At 63.6% G+C, this 15,939-nt stretch carries 12 protein-coding genes and 1 pseudogene; 5 read left to right on the forward strand and 8 right to left on the reverse strand.

Features of this window, described 5'->3' with window-relative positions; translation table 11 throughout:
• Together M1D43_RS08780 and M1D43_RS08785 are read right to left on the reverse strand one after the other, a co-directional pair.
• On the reverse strand, nucleotides 1-780 hold the full coding sequence (locus M1D43_RS08780; protein WP_014529109.1) for a L,D-transpeptidase family protein: 780 nt from the start codon (nucleotides 778-780) through the stop codon (nucleotides 1-3).
• A 185-nt stretch (nucleotides 781-965) separates the two neighbouring features.
• Nucleotides 966-3,284 (reverse strand): EAL domain-containing protein, encoded by a 2,319-nt coding sequence (locus M1D43_RS08785; protein ID WP_153314701.1) that lies wholly within the window; start codon nucleotides 3,282-3,284, stop codon nucleotides 966-968.
• Between the two features lie 265 nt (nucleotides 3,285-3,549).
• Between M1D43_RS08785 and M1D43_RS08790 the strand changes: the two genes are divergently transcribed.
• Nucleotides 3,550-4,209, forward strand: coding sequence for a glutathione S-transferase family protein (locus M1D43_RS08790; RefSeq protein WP_127638527.1), 660 nt, complete (start codon nucleotides 3,550-3,552; stop codon nucleotides 4,207-4,209).
• A 28-nt stretch (nucleotides 4,210-4,237) separates the two neighbouring features.
• Here the strand turns inward: M1D43_RS08790 and M1D43_RS08795 are convergent, their stop codons facing one another.
• The 3 genes from M1D43_RS08795 to M1D43_RS08805 all read right to left on the reverse strand — a co-directional run bounded on the left by M1D43_RS08795 (nucleotide 4,238) and on the right by M1D43_RS08805 (nucleotide 7,255).
• Nucleotides 4,238-5,146 (reverse strand): LysR substrate-binding domain-containing protein, encoded by a 909-nt coding sequence (locus tag M1D43_RS08795; protein ID WP_027990686.1) that lies wholly within the window; start codon nucleotides 5,144-5,146, stop codon nucleotides 4,238-4,240.
• Nucleotides 5,147-5,533: 387 nt separating this feature from the next.
• Complete coding sequence (locus tag M1D43_RS08800) at nucleotides 5,534-6,154, reverse strand: glutathione S-transferase family protein (protein WP_003536681.1); 621 nt, start codon at nucleotides 6,152-6,154, stop codon at nucleotides 5,534-5,536.
• A 90-nt stretch (nucleotides 6,155-6,244) separates the two neighbouring features.
• On the reverse strand, nucleotides 6,245-7,255 hold the full coding sequence (locus M1D43_RS08805) for an asparaginase (protein ID WP_153314703.1): 1,011 nt from the start codon (nucleotides 7,253-7,255) through the stop codon (nucleotides 6,245-6,247).
• A 71-nt stretch (nucleotides 7,256-7,326) separates the two neighbouring features.
• Between M1D43_RS08805 and M1D43_RS08810 the strand changes: the two genes are divergently transcribed.
• Nucleotides 7,327-8,064, forward strand: coding sequence for a DUF3750 domain-containing protein (locus M1D43_RS08810; protein WP_153314705.1), 738 nt, complete (start codon nucleotides 7,327-7,329; stop codon nucleotides 8,062-8,064).
• Between the two features lie 269 nt (nucleotides 8,065-8,333).
• Here M1D43_RS08810 and M1D43_RS08815 read toward each other — a convergent pair whose 3' ends face one another.
• The 3 genes and pseudogenes from M1D43_RS08815 to M1D43_RS08825 form a co-directional block, all read right to left on the reverse strand.
• Complete coding sequence (locus M1D43_RS08815) at nucleotides 8,334-9,335, reverse strand: NAD(P)H-quinone oxidoreductase (protein ID WP_153314707.1); 1,002 nt, start codon at nucleotides 9,333-9,335, stop codon at nucleotides 8,334-8,336.
• Nucleotides 9,336-9,413: 78 nt separating this feature from the next.
• Nucleotides 9,414-11,212: pseudogene (locus tag M1D43_RS08820) on the reverse strand (EAL domain-containing protein).
• A 108-nt stretch (nucleotides 11,213-11,320) separates the two neighbouring features.
• Entirely contained in the window at nucleotides 11,321-11,869 is a 549-nt protein-coding gene (locus tag M1D43_RS08825; protein ID WP_153314711.1) for an HdeD family acid-resistance protein, read from the reverse strand.
• 143 nt (nucleotides 11,870-12,012) lie between these two features.
• Between M1D43_RS08825 and betI the strand changes: the two genes are divergently transcribed.
• The 3 genes from betI (at nucleotide 12,013) to betB (ending at nucleotide 15,791) form a co-directional block, all read left to right on the forward strand.
• Nucleotides 12,013-12,633, forward strand: a complete 621-nt coding sequence (gene betI, locus M1D43_RS08830) for a transcriptional regulator BetI (protein ID WP_015007310.1) — start codon at nucleotides 12,013-12,015, stop codon at nucleotides 12,631-12,633.
• 154 nt (nucleotides 12,634-12,787) lie between these two features.
• Nucleotides 12,788-14,326: a choline-sulfatase gene (betC, locus tag M1D43_RS08835; protein ID WP_318853541.1), complete on the forward strand. Its 1,539-nt coding sequence runs from the start codon at nucleotides 12,788-12,790 to the stop codon at nucleotides 14,324-14,326.
• Nucleotide 14,327: 1 nt separating this feature from the next.
• The gene (betB, locus tag M1D43_RS08840; RefSeq protein WP_127540483.1) at nucleotides 14,328-15,791 is read left to right on the forward strand and encodes a betaine-aldehyde dehydrogenase; all 1,464 of its coding nucleotides are present in this window, start codon (nucleotides 14,328-14,330) and stop codon (nucleotides 15,789-15,791) included.
• Nucleotides 15,792-15,939: the final 148 nt, after the last annotated feature.

Raw genomic sequence — 15,939 nt, forward strand, 5'->3', positions numbered from 1 at the left:
TCAGATGACGAGGATCGGCGCCTTGTTGCGCACGCGATCGTAAAGATCGATCACGTCCTGATTGACCATGCGGACGCAACCGGAAGAAACCGCCTTGCCGATCGATTGCCATTCGGGCGTCCCGTGGACGCGATACAGCGTGTCCTGGCCGTTCTGGAAGATGTAGAGCGCGCGCGAGCCGAGCGGATTGTCGAGCCCCGGCGGCATGCCGCCATTATCAGCGGAATATTTCGCCAGCACCGGCTGCCGGGCGATCATTTCGTTCGGCGGCGTCCACTTCGGCCATTTCTGCTTCCACTGGATCAGGCCGCGGCCCGACCAGGCGAAGCCTTCGCGGCCTAACCCGACGCCATAGCGCATCGCGCGCCCGCCCGGCTGCACGAGGTAGAGATAGCGGTCGGCCGTATCGACGACGATCGTGCCAGGGGCCTCACCGAAGGGATCGCCGACTTCCTGGCGATAGAAGCGCGGATCGATCTGTCTGAAGGGCACCTCCGGGATCAGAAAGCCGCCATCCTCCCGCGCCGCGTAGATCTCCGCGTAATAGGCATCCTGCGGCGGCAAGCCGATCGGCCCCTCGCCCACCGGTCCCTCGAAGATCCCGCCCGGGGGGCCGGTCCAGCGGCTTTCGAGCGCGGGATTGCGGTAGACCGGCATCGTTTGCTCGCGGAAGCGGTCCGTATTCATCGAAGAGGTGCAACCCGCAAGTCCGGCGGAGGCGATTGCCAACCCGGATGTGCGGAGGAACTGACGTCGGGACAAAGCTGGCAGTGATGACATCTAACTCTAACGCGTTGTGCTGCACGGAAAGAGTCCACGTGCTCCATTCCGAGGGCCGGATCAAGGTGCTTCGAAAGTGAATCGTTGCGAAGCCGTCTCGAATGGTTATCGGCAAGTCGGAACGGGACGCAAGCGGAAACCGCTCCCCTGTGGCACCAGATTGCATTTACGGCCGCTCGCGAACATCACCGCCGCTCAGAGGAAAGCAGCGCTTCGAAATCCTCGCCCGGCAAGGGCTGGCTGAAGAAGTAGCCCTGGATCTCGTCGCAGCCGCTCTTTTGCAGAAACTCGACCTGGGCCTCCGTCTCGACACCCTCGGCAATGACGCGCAGACCGAGCTTCTGCGCAAGCGAGATGATCGCGGAAGTAATCGCCATGTCGTCGGCATCGTGCGGAATGTCCGTCACGAAGGACCGATCGATCTTCAGCCGGCGCACCGGGAAGCGCTTGAGCGCGCTGAGGCTCGAATAGCCTGTCCCGAAATCGTCGATCGCAAGGTGCACGCCGATCGCCTCCAGCGCATGCATTGTGGCGATCGCTCCCGGCACGTCCTGCATGATCAGACTTTCGGTGAGCTCGAGTTCGAGGTAACGGGGCTCGAGGCAGGTTTCCTCCAAAACCGCCGCCACACGCGCTGCCCAGTTGCGCTCGCGGAACTGCCGCGCGGAAACATTGACGCTGACGATCAGCGGCGGCAGGCCGGCGTCCTGCCAGGCCTTCAACTGGCGGCAGGCGGTGCGCAGGACCCAATCTCCGATCGGCACGATCAGACCGGTTTCCTCGGCGAGCGGGATGAATGCCGCAGGCGAGATGATGCCGCGCACCGGGTGCTGCCAGCGCAACAGCGCCTCCGCAGCGAAGATGCGGCCGGTCTCGAGGCTCATCTGCGGCTGGAAATGCAGCAGGAATTCCTCCCGCGCAAGCGCCTCGCGAAGCTCCTCTTGCGACTGGAGTTTTTCATGGGCTCTGGCGGCCATCTCCTCGGTGAAGACCTGGATGTTGTTGCGGCCGAGCTCCTTGGCGCGGTACATGGCCATGTCGGCATTGGCGAGCAGTTCGCCCGCCGTCTTGCCCTGGTTGGGGAAGCAGGCCACGCCCATGCTGCAGCTCACCTGCAGAGAGCGGCCCTGCAACTGCACCGGCATGGCGATTGCAGTGCGGATATCCTCCAGCCGCGACAGCACGACGTCCCGCTCCTTCGGCAGGCCGTTCAGGAGGATGATGAACTCGTCGCCGCCGACGCGCACGACGGAATCGGATCTCCGGACGGCGGCCCGCATGCGCCCGGCTACGATCTTCAGGAGCTCATCACCGGTGGCGTGCCCAAGGCTGTCATTGATCAGTTTGAAATCGTCGAGGTCGAGAAAGGCGAGCACGGCCCATTGATCCCGCTCGCGGATCTCCTCGAGCATGCCGGCGACCTGCTCCTCGAAAAGCACGCGGTTCGGCAGCCCCGTCAAGGCATCGTGATGGGCCATGAAACCGATGCGGTCCTCCGCCCGCTTGCGCTCGATTGCTATTCCGGCGAGATGAGCGGCCATGGCAATCAGTTCCTGCTGCTGCTCGCTCGGCGTTCCGACCTCCTGCGCATAGAGCGCGAATGTCCCGAGCACCTTTCGCTCGCGCGACAGGATGGGCGTGGACCAGCAGGAACGGAGGCCGGAAGGCCTCAGGAGAGGCGCGTATTCCTCCCAGAGCGGGTCGGCGAAGACGTCGGAAACGATCACCTGTTCGCCGCACCAGGCGGCCGTTCCGCAGGAGCCGGCCGCAGGGCCGATCTCGAGGCCATGGATGGCAGCGCAAAAGCCCGCGTCGAGGCTGGGGGCAGCGCCGTGCAGGAGATGCCGGCCATCCTCCGAAAGGAGCAGGATGGAGCCCTTGATCCCGGGCAGCAGCGCTTCGATCAGCAGCACCAGCTCGTGGAAGAACTCGCCAAGGGGCTTGCCGTTGGCGATCATTTCCAGCAGCCGGGCCTGACCTTCGAGCAGGCGCTCCGCGGCCTTGCGATCGCTGATATCGCGCGAGATGCCGACGATACCGATGATCCTCCCGCTCTTGCTGCGCAAGGGCACTTTCGAGGTCATCAGCCAGCGATCGCGGTCCTTGGTCACGATGGCGCGTTCCTCGATGCCGAAGATCGGTTCGCCGGTTTCCAACACGCGTCGCTCGGTATCGGCGACGGCCTGGGCGAACTCGTGCGGGTGCAGATCGAAATCGGTCTTGCCGACGAGGTCGCGCAGGCTTTCGAGGCCGTTGTCGGCAACCGTCACCTCGTTGGCGATCAGGAAGCGTCCCGCCGTATCCTTCGCATAGATATAATCGGGAACGTGGTTGATCATCGCTTCGAGCCAGTAGTGGCGGTCGGCCATGTCGGGCTCGGGCGGAAAGAGACGCGCGACCTCCTCGGCAAGGCGGCTGCCGGCATCGATCAGCCGACGCGTCTCCGCATTGTCGTCCGCGTTCAGGTCGGCATATCGGATGCTGCGGGACGTTTTTCTTGCCAAGCGAAACCTCCGAAGGAGCGGCGCTCGCGCAGGTTTAGCGAAAAGAGGTTATGCTTCCCTAAACTCCACAGCGAAAAATCGTCTAAAGGTTGCGCAGAACCACTTCGCATCAAAAGAATTCATGCGACCTATCATTGCCGACGGCTTCTGCCGAGGACGGCGATGGCCTACTGCATAACCATGCAGGAGTTCCAGCGACCTTTGCGCGTCCTATCGGGCGCGCAGCGCTGTAAGGAACTGAACGTACAATCGGAGGACGGCAGGAATGCTGACGATCTATGGAGTTTACCGTTCGCGCGCGTCGCGCAACTACTGGATGGCGGGGGAACTCGGTCTGCCCTTCCGGTCGGTGCCGGTTGTCCAGGCGCGCCGGGTCGCCGATCCGCTGGCCGCGGATGCCCCCCTCAATACGAAGTCGCCGGGCTTCCTCGCCATAAACCCGATGGGCCTCATACCCGCGATCGAGGATGACGGGTTGGTGCTGACCGAGTCGCTGGCCAACAATATTTATCTCGCCCGCAAACATGGCGGACCGCTGGCACCGTCCGATATCCGGGAGGAAGGGCAGATCGGCAACTGGACGATGTGGGCGGCGACCGAGGTCGAGCCGCATGCGGTCAAGATCGTACTCGCCCATGACAACGGGATCGAGGACACGCCGGAAGGACGGGCGGAGATCGCGGCCTGCGCCCGCTCCCTTGAAAAAGCCTTTGCCGTACTCGAAACGCACCTCGCCGAACACGACTACGTGGTGGGTGACCGCTTTACCGTCGCGGACCTCAATCTCGCGGAGGTTTTCCGCTACACGATGAGCCAGACGGACCTCTTCGAAAGGCACCCTCAGGTCAAGGCCTGGCTGGCGCGCTGCCAATCCCGCCCCGCCTTCAAGGCAATGATGGAGGAACGGCTGAAGGAGCCGGAATAAGGCACATGGCCGGAGAGCAAAGGTCTCCTCATCCCGCCATAGCCGCGAGCTGCCGCATTCCTTCCTCGACCTCCTCGCGTACCCAGCGCTTGAAGGCGGCTGCGCCCTTGCTTTCGCGGCGTGAGACGGAGGTGACGAAGTAGTGCCCGAAGCCGGTCTTGGCGCGAATGCCGAAAGGCGCCACCAGAGACCCCCTCAGCAGCGCGTAGCCGGCAAGCGTCTGCCAGGCAAGCATCACCCCCTGGCCGGCAATCGCCGCATCGAGCGCCAGGGAAGCGTCGTTGAAGGTGTGGCGCACCGTCATAGCCGCCCCGGAGAGGCCGGCAGTCTTCAGCCATAGCTCCCAGGAAAACATCGCATGCGCATCGATCACCGCCGGCAGTTTCAACATGTCCGCGGGCTCACGAAGTCCGGCGGCCAGTGCCGGCGAGCAGACCGGGAAGACCTCCTGCTCGAGCAGCAGTTCCGATCGCACGCCGGGCCAGCGTCCAGCCCCGACGCGGATGCCGAGATCGACATCGGAGGTCTCCAGATCGGCGAGCGTCGTGGTCGCGTCGATCCTCAGCCGGATATCCGGATGATGCTCGGCGAAGCGGTCCAGCCGGTAGACGAGCCAGCGCGCCGCAAAGACCGGCGCGACCGACACCGTCAATACCGATTCGTCACGGCGGCGTGCCTGCGCGACTGCCTCGGCGAGTTCCCTGAAGGCGCTCGACAATCGCGTCAGTAGCGCGCGCCCGCTATCCGAAACCACAAGCCCCCGCGGCGAGCGCTCGAAGAGCGTACGACCGAGTTGCGCCTCGGTCTTGGCGATCTGCTGGCTGACTGCGCCGGCGGTGACGCCGAGCTCCTCCGCCGCAGCGGCGAGCGAGCCGAGGCGGCCGACCGCTTCGGCCGCGCGCAATCCGTTCAGGTGAACCGAATTCAGATCTTTCATATAGTTTTTCTAAACCGCTGCCGTCGCAATCTCAATTGCAAACTTCGGCAAAGAGGCGGATGCTCCTACAACAGGTTGAAGGGTTGAGCGGCCGGCGAGACCGCCTGCGCTACCCCAATCCGAGCTGAAGGTGACGTCATGCTGAAGGTTTTCTCAATACTGAAGCGCCCCGAGGCCTCGTCCGAGACTGTTCGAGGACTCGCTTCCGACTGGATGCGCGATCCTCTCCAGCATCCGGATCTCTCCCGTATGGATGAACGCGAACTCGCGGATCTGCCGTTCCCCGGATGGCCATGGCCCCGCTCTGCGACGGAGAACCTCTGCGTCCAAAGGTAACCAACGCCCCGCTTCAACGCTTCGGCTCCGCCGATCTCGTGCCGATTGCCGCTACGACTGCACTTCAGCCAGAACCTTGGCGACGGCCGGACGCTCGGCCATCCGGTTGCGATGGTCGAGGATTCGCGGAAACCGGGCCGGATCGACACCGTCCGACTCGAGCCAGCCGGCGATGGTGAAGAGGTAGGGATCGGCGACCGAGTAGGCGTCGCCCCTGACAAAGGGGCCGACGAACATCGTGCGCTCGATCAGCGCGAAGCAGTCGGCCATATTCTGCGGCACCTTGGCCTTCATCGCCTCCTGCGCTGCCGGGTCGTCTGCCCACCGCGCGGCTCGACGGGCATGGGCATGGGCGACGTGGACTGTCGAGCAGAGATAGCTCAGGAACGACTGCAGCCGAGCGAACTCGAAAGGATCGTCAAGCGGCGCAAGCCGCGCCTTCGGGAAGCTCTGGGCGATATAGGCGAGAATGGCCGGCGTCTCGGTCAGGATACCACGGTCGGTCACGAGGGCGGGCACCCGCCCCTTGGGGTTGATGGTGAGGTAGTCCGGCTTGGTCTGCTCGGCTTTGGAAAAATCGACCCGATGCACTTCATAGCCGGCACCGGCTTCCTCTAACGCGATGTGCGAGGCAAGCGAGCAGGTTCCGGGCGTATAAAACAGTTTCAGCATCGTTCTTCCTCCCAAATTGCGCGGCCGACGGCGGCGCCGAAGCACAGAAGATCGAATCGCCGCGATTGACAAGCCCTGAGCGGTATCGCGTCAGGCGGCAAAGGCTTCCGTCACCACCCGCACGTCCCCGACGTGAATTCCGTTCCAGTTGCGCATCGCGTGATTGGCCTGAGCCATCAATGCCTCATGGATTTCGGCATCGTCCGAGAAGAAGCGCGCAAGCGTCGCGGCGACCATCGCCTCGGCGGCCCGGGTCGTGCCGTCCTCGCATTTCAGCGCTATGCCGATGCCCTTTTCCGGTATCGCAGCACAGAATACGCCCTCGGCGCCGGTCTTCGCAAAAATGCGGCCGGGAGCGGTCTTCATCAGCCGTGTGCATGCGCGCTTGGTGCCCGCGACGTAGAAGGGTTCGGCCATGCAGGCGTCGATCAGACGCTTCGAGGCACGCGCCCGCTCCGCACCGAGACCGACTCCGCTCGCCATCCTGGCGAAGCCGTGAGCAAGTCCCCTCATCGAGAGCGCGTAGGTCGGGATCGAGCAGCCGTCGACGCCGCAATTGTCGCGATCAAGAACTGCTCCCGTCAGCTCCGCCATGACGCCGCGGATTTCCTGCTGGATCGGGTGGTCATAGCCGATATAGCCTTTGACCTCGGTACCGGAATGGCAGCAGGCGCAGACGAAGCCCGCATGCTTGCCGGAGCAGTTGTTGTGGAGCGCGCTCGGCGCTTCGAGTGAGCGGGCCTGCGCGATCAGGGTCTTCTGGTCGGAGGACCAATGGGCGCCGCACTCAAGCGCCTGAACGTCCCGCCCCGCAGCGGACAGCATCTTGGCGGCGAGCGCCACATGTTCCGGCTCTCCCGAATGCGACGAGCAGGCCAGCGCCAATTCCCGGTCGCCGAAGCCGTAGGCGTCGGCGGCACCGCTTTCGATCAGCGGCAGGGCCTGCATTGCCTTGCAGGCGGAGCGAGGAAAGATGTGGGCATCCGTTTCGCCAAGGGAAAACAGCGTCTTTCCGTCGCCATCGACGGCGACGATCATGCCCCGATGGCGGCTTTCGACCAGATTTCCGCGCGTTACTTCGACCAGAACCGGATTCGACATCGGCTGCCCTCAATTTTCCAAGATTCGGATATGCATCTATCAGGAATCCCACGGCAGAAAAGTCACCGTAGATGAAATTCCTCCGCAAGCTCTTTCTCGTTTTCGCCGTCGTCTACCTGCTTCCGGCGCTCGCCTCGGCGGGGCTGTGGTACCTCAAGGAGCGGCCGCAGAGCTGGCACGACGCGGATTGGTCGTCGTCAGGTATTCTGGCGGATGCGGCTGCGAGCCCGCAGGCGGCGATATACGTCTTCTCGGCGACCACCGGAGGCATGAAAGGCGCGGTGGCAAGCCACGCCTGGATCGTCACCAAAGACGAAGGGGCGTCGACCTATAACCGTTATGAAAAGGTCGGCTGGGGCAAGCCGATCCGCAGGAATGCTTATCCGGCCGACGGACGCTGGTATTCGAACGAGCCGCGCATCGTCGTGGCAGTCAGGGGCGAGGAAGCCAAGCGCCTGATCCCGAAGATCGAGAAGGCGATCGAGGCTTATCCCTATTCTTCGCCGGGCGCCTATCGTCTCTGGCCCGGGCCAAACTCCAACACCTTCGTCGCCCATGTCTTGCGATCGGTGCCGGAGCTCGACGCCGTGCTGCCGCCGGATGCAGTCGGGCGCAACTATCTGCCGGAGGGGAAACTGTTCCATGTCGATGCCGACGGCCGCGACCTGCACGCAACGCTTTACGGCCTCGCCGGCGTCTCGGCCGGGTGGCGCAGCGGGCTGGAATTGCATTTCATGGGATTGGTGGCGGGCTTCGACGTCGCGCGGCCCGGCGTCAAGATACCGGCACTCGGCCGCTTCGGGATATGAGATGAGCGGCGCTCGGTCTAATGGAAAAGGGCCGCCCTTCGGCGGCCCTTCCATGAGCTTTGGCCTCACAATGGCCGGGTGCTGAGACCCAAAGGAAGGCGGCTATCAGGCCGAGGGCTGCCTCGACTCCTTCACCTCTCCCATGTCCATTACGAGGTCCGAAATCTCATTAGACATTGGATCACCTTCCTTTCTGTTCGTTGACGTTGATCCCAACGTAAGCGATCTTTGCGCCAATACAAGGCCGACCATCGTCTTATTGTTTTTTGCTACCCGATCCGCATCACGATCTTGCCGATATGATCGCCCTCCTCCATCAGCCGATGGGCGCCGGCAATCTCGGCGAAGGGCAGGACCGCCTGGATGACCGGTGCAACGTCGCCCCCTTCCAGCAGCGGCCAGACCTTTTCCGCAAGCCCGTCGCGGATCGCCTGCTTCTCGGCGGCGGTGCGCGGCCGGAGCAGCGAGCCCATTACCTGCAGGCGCTTCATGAGAATTGGCGCAATGTTGGCGCCGTCCACCCGGGCGCCGCCAAGGAAAGCGATGATCGAGAGGCGCCCGTCCTTGGCGAGGCTGCCGATGTTGCGGTCGAAGTAGCGCCCGCCCACCATGTCGAGAATGACGTCGACCCCGCGGCCGCCGGTTTCTTGCAGCACGACAGCCTTGAAATCCTCCTCGCGATAATTGATCGCACGTTTCGCCCCGAGTGCTTCGCAGGCCTCGCACTTCGCGGCATTGCCGGCGGTCGCGAAGACCTCCGCACCGAAGGCCTTGGCAAGCTGGATCGCGGTCGTACCGATACCGCTCGATCCTCCATGGACGAGGAATGTTTCGCCGGACTTCAGGCGGGCCATGTCGAAGACGTTGGCCCAGACGGTGAAGAAGGTCTCCGGCAGGGCTGCCGCCTTCGCGGCATCGTAGCCCTTGGGCCAGCGAAGGGCCTGCGTGGCGGGAACCGCGCAATATTCCGCGTAAGCGCCGCCATTGGCAAGAGCGCAGACCTTGTCGCCGGTCGAGAAGCCGGTCGCTTCCTCGCCGAGGGCAACCACTTCGCCTGCAACTTCGAGCCCGAGGATGGGGCTCGCCCCAGCGGGCAGCGGGTAGTCTCCCTTGCGCTGCAGGACGTCCGGCCGATTGATGCCGAAAGCTTCGACGCGGATCAGAATGTCGCCGGGCCGGACCTCAGGCAGCGGCCCTCGCGCCAGCACCATATTCTCCGGCCCTCCGGGGCCAGGCAGATCGACGTAGGTCATTTCTGTCGGAAGGGTCATGACGGCATCCTCGCAAAACGGTTCCGCCTATACCTATAGCCCTCCTGCCGCTCGGGAAAGGTCGCCTTGCATCGCTGCTCAGGCGCGGTCGAGGGGCTCCATGACGAGACCTTCTTCGCTCGCCTTGGCGCGCGCCTTTATCTCCGCGATCCGCTTGCTCACGGTCTGGCCGTCCGAGAGGACAAGGCCTTCGGGAAGCACAAGTACCGCAATCGAACAGCGCATCAGTGGGAAAGCCTTCGTGATGCCGTCGCGGCCATATCCGCTGATCCGTCCCGCCGACAGATGCTCGGGCGAATAGAGCTGGCGGACGTCCGAGCGGAAGTCGTCGATCAGACGTGAAAGGACGCCCCGGATATCCTCCTCGGTACAGCCGTCGATGCCGATGAAGAAATCGTCGCCTCCGACGTGACCAAGGAATTTTTCTTCGCCGATGAAGTGGCGCCGCAGGAGCGCCGCGAACAGGGTGATCGCGAGATCCCCCTTCTGGAAACCATATGTGTCGTTGAAGGGCTTGAAATCGTCGAAGTCGCAATAGCAGAAGTAGCGGGCCTGATCGCCGTCCAGGATCGCGTTCTGGACATAATCGCGGATCGCCCGATTGCCGGGGAGGCCCGTCAACGGATTCTGCTCCTGGGCCATCTTCAACTGCTTCTCGTTGATGATCTTCAGGAGCGACGAAGCGGAGAGAATGCCGGCATAGCGCATGTTCTCCGTCAGCATGACGCAGTCGCTCCCGTCCATACCGGCGAAGATCTTGAGCATCTCGTCGGCGGGCGTGTCGAGATCGGCGATCGGCGCGGGCGTGACGAAATGCGAGATGCGCCGCGATAGAGGCGGTTCTTCAGGAGGTCGCGACCGAAGGGATGATAGATCATCTCCTTGACGTGGTACTCGTGCAGGATGCCACGCGGTTCGCCATTGGCATTCAGTACCGGAAAGAAGGCCTGGCGCGGATTGAGCCGGAAAAGGTGGAACACGGAATCGAGGTCGTCGCTCTCCCGCACCGCCGGAAGCTGCTCGATCTCCTTCCGGATCAGGATGCTGTCCAGCGTCGAAGAGGGCCGCCGGGTGCCGCTCGTCGGTTCGAGATGCGGATAGACGGCCTGCAGCTCCATGAGATGCGTCGTCGGCCGCGCGATGAAATAGCCCTGCATCAGATCGCAACCGAGGTCGCGGCAGACGAGAAACTCCGCCTCCGTCTCCACACCCTCGGCGATCACCCGCGTCCCGAGAGCATGGGCCATATTGACCGTGTGGCGGACGATGTGGCGCTTGCGCGCATCCTTGTCGATATCTGAAACGAAATGCCGGTCGATCTTCACATAGTCTACCGGCTGATCGCAGAGCAGTTTCAAGCCGCTGAACCCGGCGCCGAAATCGTCGATCGCCAGTTTGAAGCCCGCGAGCCGCAGTTGCCGCACGAGCACCGGGAAGTCCGGCATCTTGCTGCTGTCGAAGCGTTCCGACAGTTCGAAGCAAAGCGAGGAAGGAGCGATATTCGCGCGCTTCAAGTGGCTGACGAGGCGGTCGACGATGTCCCCCTCGCCGCCGATGAGCCTCGCATCGAAATTGAGAAAGAGCGTGCGCGCCGAAAAGTCCGGGAGCGTGGCAAAGGCGGCGACGGCGCGGCTGTTGATCAGGTGCTCGAGCGCGAGCAACTGTCCGGCGGCCTCGGCCTTGTCGAGCAACTCGACGGGCGAGGCGAAGCCCAGGCGCTCGAACCCGCGCATCAGGGATTCATAGCCGAACACCGCCCCGGTCGTCGCTTCCACGATCGGCTGGAGGGCATTTTCGATGACGAGTTTGGCAAGCGTCACGATTTGGTCGTCGCCGAAACGGCGAAGCGACAGGATTTCTGCGGGGGCGGCCGACATGCCGGGCTCCAGGAATAGGACACACAAACGCGCGCCAGCATCGGAGCAAGGCGTCAACGAAATCTTTCGCGAATGTGAAAGTTTGATGAAGCTTCGGAAAAGGCCTGCTCAGCCCCTTGCGAGAACCCCGAAGGCGATCGAGGCCAGCCCCTGCATGACGAGATCGACCGCCAGGACAAGACCCAGTATCCAGAGACTGTCGACCGGCCAGCCGGCGGCGATGATGAGGCCGGCTAGCAGCGTCACGAGGCCGCCGATGACCATCCACCCCCAGCCGCCGAGCGGCCGAAGCCTGAACCCTACCCAGATGCGGGAGCAACCGGCGGCGATCAGCGCCAGGGCCAGCAGAAACGTCAGCACGGAGGAGGCGAGGACAGGATTGATGAAGGCGAACAGGCCCGCTGCGGCGTAGAAGGCGCCGCTCAATATCCAGTAAAGGACACTCCCCCAGCTTTTGACCTGAAAGGCATGGGCGAGATTGAGCAGGCCGCCGATCAGCATGATGAGACCGACGTAATAGACGGAGGCGACTGTCGCCATCAGCAGGTTTCCGAAGGCGATGCCGCCGCACATGATCAGAAGCACGCCGAGTGCGACGAACCACCCCCATTTTCCGGCAATGGCCTCTCTGCCGGCTGGATCGAACGCGTGAACCATTTCAACCTCCAGTCATGCCGATGCGCATGGACGCCTCCCGCTGATTGAGCCGGATTTCCAAGCAAAAAGAAAGAGAAAAGCGCAGATTTTTTTATTGATTGATGGATCAATCAAAAATAAGCTGGCATCTGAGGAGTTCGAAGATGCCGAAGGTCGGAATGGAGCCGGTGCGCCGTAAGGCGCTGGTCGATGCGGCGCTGCGCGTGATCGGCGATCAGGGTACGCTCGCGGTGACCATGTCGGAGATCGCGCGGACGGCCGGCGTCTCACCCGCGCTCGCGCATCACTATTTCGGCAGCAAGGAGCAGTTGCTGATCGCCACGATCCGCAGCCTCCTGGGCAAATTGCGCGACGACGCCGTCGCAGCAATGAAAGCGGCGGCGACGCCGCGCGAAAGGGTGAGCGCGTTGATCCGCGTGAGCTTCCGCGCCGATCAGTTCGCGCCGGAGACGGTCGCCGCCTGGCTCGCCTTCTATTCGGAGGCGCAACGGTCGGAGGAGGTGCGGCGGCTGCTCGTGATCTATGCACGGCGGCTGCGCTCCAATCTGCTTGTGGGCCTGAGAGCGCTCTGCCCGGCGGACGACGCGGAGCGCATCGCCGAAGGCGCGGCTGCGATGATCGACGGGCTCTACATCCGGCAAAGTTTGAAGTCGGCGCCGATCAGCATCGAAGCATCGGTCGCGCTCACGGAAGATTATGTGAATGCGCATTTACGGGCGAATGGCGTGAAATGCCCCTCTCCTCGGGTTAAGCCCGAGGACTAACCCTCTCCCCGCACGCGGGGAGAGGGAACTTCGGCAGCGCCGCATGTCCCTTCTCCCCGCCGGCGGGGAGAAGGTGGCGGCAGCCGGATGAGGGGCAATTTCCACCTGAACCAAGCAAGACGAGCAAGAATTCGAACCATCGAGGAACCGACCAGTGACCACCGGTAAGCCCAACATTCTGATCATCATGGTGGACCAGTTGAACGGAAAGCTCTTTCCGGACGGGCCTGCAGACTTGCTGCATGCGCCCAACCTGAAGGCGCTGGCCAAGCGGTCGGCGCGTTTCCGCAACAACTACACCTCGTCGCCCCTGTGTGCCCCTGCCCGCGCATCCTTCATGGCCGGGCAATTGCCGAGCCGCACCCGGGTCTATGACAATGCTGCCGAATACCAGTCGTCGATCCCGACCTATGCACATCACCTGCGCCGGGCCGGCTACTACACCGCGCTTTCCGGCAAGATGCATTTCGTCGGGCCGGACCAGTTGCACGGCTTCGAGGAGCGGCTGACGACCGACATCTATCCCGCCGATTTCGGCTGGACGCCGGATTACCGCAAGCCGGGCGAGCGGATCGACTGGTGGTATCACAATCTCGGCTCCGTCACCGGCGCCGGGGTCGCCGAAATCACCAACCAGATGGAATATGACGACGAGGTGGCCTTCCTCGCAAACCAGAAGCTCTACCAGCTTTCGCGGGAGAACGACGACGAGAGCCGGCGTCCCTGGTGCCTCACCGTCTCCTTCACACATCCGCACGACCCCTATGTCGCGCGGCGGAAATTCTGGGATCTCTACGAGGATTGCGAGCACCTCACGCCCGAGGTCGGCGCCATTCCCCTCGACGAGCAGGACCCGCATTCGCAACGCATCATGCTCTCCTGCGACTACCGGAATTTCGACGTGACCGAGGAGAATGTCCGCCGCTCGCGCCGCGCCTATTTCGCCAATATCTCCTATCTCGACGAGAAGGTGGGCGAGCTGATCGACACGCTCACGCGGACGCGGATGCTCGACGATACGCTCATCCTCTTCTGTTCCGACCACGGCGACATGCTCGGCGAGCGCGGCCTCTGGTTCAAGATGAACTTCTTCGAAGGCTCGGCGCGCGTGCCGCTGATGATTGCCGGCCCGGGTATCGCACCCGGCCTGCATCTGACGCCGACCTCAAATCTCGACGTGACGCCGACGCTTGCCGACCTCGCCGGCATTTCGCTCGAGGAAGTGAAGCCCTGGACCGATGGCGTCAGCCTCGTGCCGATGGTCAACGGCGTCGAACGCACGGAGCCGGTGCTGATGGAATACGCGGCGGAGGCCTCCTATGCGCCGCTGGTCGCCATCCGCGAGGGCAAGTGGAAATATGTCTACTGCGCGCTCGATCCGGAGCAGCTCTTCGATCTCGAGGCAGATCCGCTGGAGCTTACGAACCTCGCGGAAAATCCGCGCGGGCCCGTCGATCAGGCGACGCTCACGGCATTCCGCGACATGCGCGCGGCGCATTGGGACATGGAAGCCTTCGACGCTGCCGTGCGCGAGAGCCAGGCACGGCGCTGGGTGGTCTACGAAGCGCTTCGCAACGGCGCCTACTACCCCTGGGACCACCAGCCGCTGCAAAAGGCATCGGAGCGCTACATGCGCAACCACATGAACCTCGACACTCTCGAGGAATCCAAACGCTATCCGCGAGGAGAATGAGATGAGAGCCCAACCGAAAGCCTCGCACTTCATCGACGGCGAATATGTCGAGGACGCCGCCGGCACGGTGATCGAGAGCATCTATCCGGCGACCGGCGAAGTCATCGCCCGGCTCCATGCCGCAACGCCTGGGATCGTCGAGAAGGCGATCGCCGCGGCCAAGCGCGCGCAGCCGGAATGGGCGGCGATGAGCCCGACGGCGCGCGGCCGCATCCTGAAGCGGGCCGCCGAGATCATGCGCCAGCGCAACCGCGAGCTTTCCGAACTCGAAACGCTCGACACCGGCAAGCCGATCCAGGAAACCATCGTCGCCGACCCGACGTCCGGCGCCGACAGTTTCGAATTCTTCGGCGGCGTCGCGCCCGCCGCACTCAACGGCGATTATATCCCGCTCGGCGGCGACTTCGCCTATACGAAGCGGGTGCCGCTCGGCGTCTGCGTCGGCATCGGCGCCTGGAACTATCCGCAGCAGATCGCCTGCTGGAAGGGTGCGCCTGCGCTCGTCGCCGGCAATGCGATGGTGTTCAAGCCTTCGGAAAACACCCCGCTCGGCGCACTTAAGATCGCCGAAATCCTTATCGAAGCGGGTCTGCCGAAGGGCCTGTTCAACGTCATCCAGGGCGACCGCGCGACGGGCCCGCTCCTCGTCAACCATCCGGACGTCGCCAAGGTGTCGCTCACCGGCTCCGTGCCGACGGGCAAAAAGGTCGCGGGCGCCGCGGCGGCCGAACTCAAGCACGTCACCATGGAGCTCGGCGGCAAGTCGCCGCTGATCGTCTTCGACGATGCCGATCTCGAAAGCGCGATCGGCGGCGCCATGCTCGGCAATTTCTATTCGACCGGCCAGGTCTGCTCCAACGGCACGCGCGTCTTCGTGCAAAGGAAGATCAAGGAGCCTTTCCTCGCCCGCCTCAAGGAACGCACCGAAGCCATCGTGATCGGCGACCCCCTGGACGAGGCGACGCAGCTCGGTCCGATGGTCTCGGCGGCGCAACGCGACAAGGTCTTCTCCTATATCGGGAAGGGCAAGGCGGAAGGCGCCCGCCTCGTCACCGGCGGCGGCATTCCCAACAATGTGAGCGGCGAAGGCACCTATATCCAGCCGACCGTCTTCGCCGACGTCACCGACGGGATGACGATCGCGCGCGAAGAAATCTTCGGACCGGTCATGTGCGTGCTCGACTTCGACGACGAGGTGGAAGTCATCGCACGCGCCAACGCCACCGAATTCGGCCTTTCGGCCGGCGTCTTCACCGCGGACCTCACCCGAGCCCACCGGGTCGCCGACCGGCTCGAAGCCGGCACGCTCTGGATCAACACCTACAATCTCTGCCCGGTAGAGATTCCCTTTGGCGGGTCCAAGCAATCGGGTTTCGGGCGGGAGAATTCGGTCGCGGCGCTGAACCACTATACCGAGCTCAAGACCGTCTATGTCGGCATGGGGCCGGTCGAGGCGCCGTATTGAAAGTTGGCGCTTGCCCCTCTCCTCGGGTTTAACCCGAGGACTAACCCTCTCCCCGCTCGCGGGAAGAGGGGACCGGAGGCGGCGAGCTTCCGCGCCGGCGGCCGAGGGACTGAGCGGGCGCCGCGTGTCCTTCTCCCCGCGAGCGGGG

This window comes from Ensifer sp. R1-3 (assembly GCF_056739175.1).

What these genes read in the sequence shown, in the direction of transcription:
- betI (WP_015007310.1), top strand. Translation starts at nt 12,013, where the DNA reads ATGCCGAAGGTCGGAATGGAGCCGGTGCGCCGTAAGGCGCTGGTCGAT.
- M1D43_RS08800 (WP_003536681.1), bottom strand. Translation starts at nt 6,154, where the DNA reads ATGCTGAAACTGTTTTATACGCCCGGAACCTGCTCGCTTGCCTCGCAC.
- M1D43_RS08795 (WP_027990686.1), bottom strand. Translation starts at nt 5,146, where the DNA reads ATGAAAGATCTGAATTCGGTTCACCTGAACGGATTGCGCGCGGCCGAA.
- M1D43_RS08805 (WP_153314703.1), bottom strand. Translation starts at nt 7,255, where the DNA reads ATGTCGAATCCGGTTCTGGTCGAAGTAACGCGCGGAAATCTGGTCGAA.
- betB (WP_127540483.1), top strand. Translation starts at nt 14,328, where the DNA reads ATGAGAGCCCAACCGAAAGCCTCGCACTTCATCGACGGCGAATATGTC.
- M1D43_RS08790 (WP_127638527.1), top strand. Translation starts at nt 3,550, where the DNA reads ATGCTGACGATCTATGGAGTTTACCGTTCGCGCGCGTCGCGCAACTAC.
- M1D43_RS08815 (WP_153314707.1), bottom strand. Translation starts at nt 9,335, where the DNA reads ATGACCCTTCCGACAGAAATGACCTACGTCGATCTGCCTGGCCCCGGA.
- M1D43_RS08780 (WP_014529109.1), bottom strand. Translation starts at nt 780, where the DNA reads ATGTCATCACTGCCAGCTTTGTCCCGACGTCAGTTCCTCCGCACATCC.
- M1D43_RS08825 (WP_153314711.1), bottom strand. Translation starts at nt 11,869, where the DNA reads ATGGTTCACGCGTTCGATCCAGCCGGCAGAGAGGCCATTGCCGGAAAA.
- M1D43_RS08810 (WP_153314705.1), top strand. Translation starts at nt 7,327, where the DNA reads ATGAAATTCCTCCGCAAGCTCTTTCTCGTTTTCGCCGTCGTCTACCTG.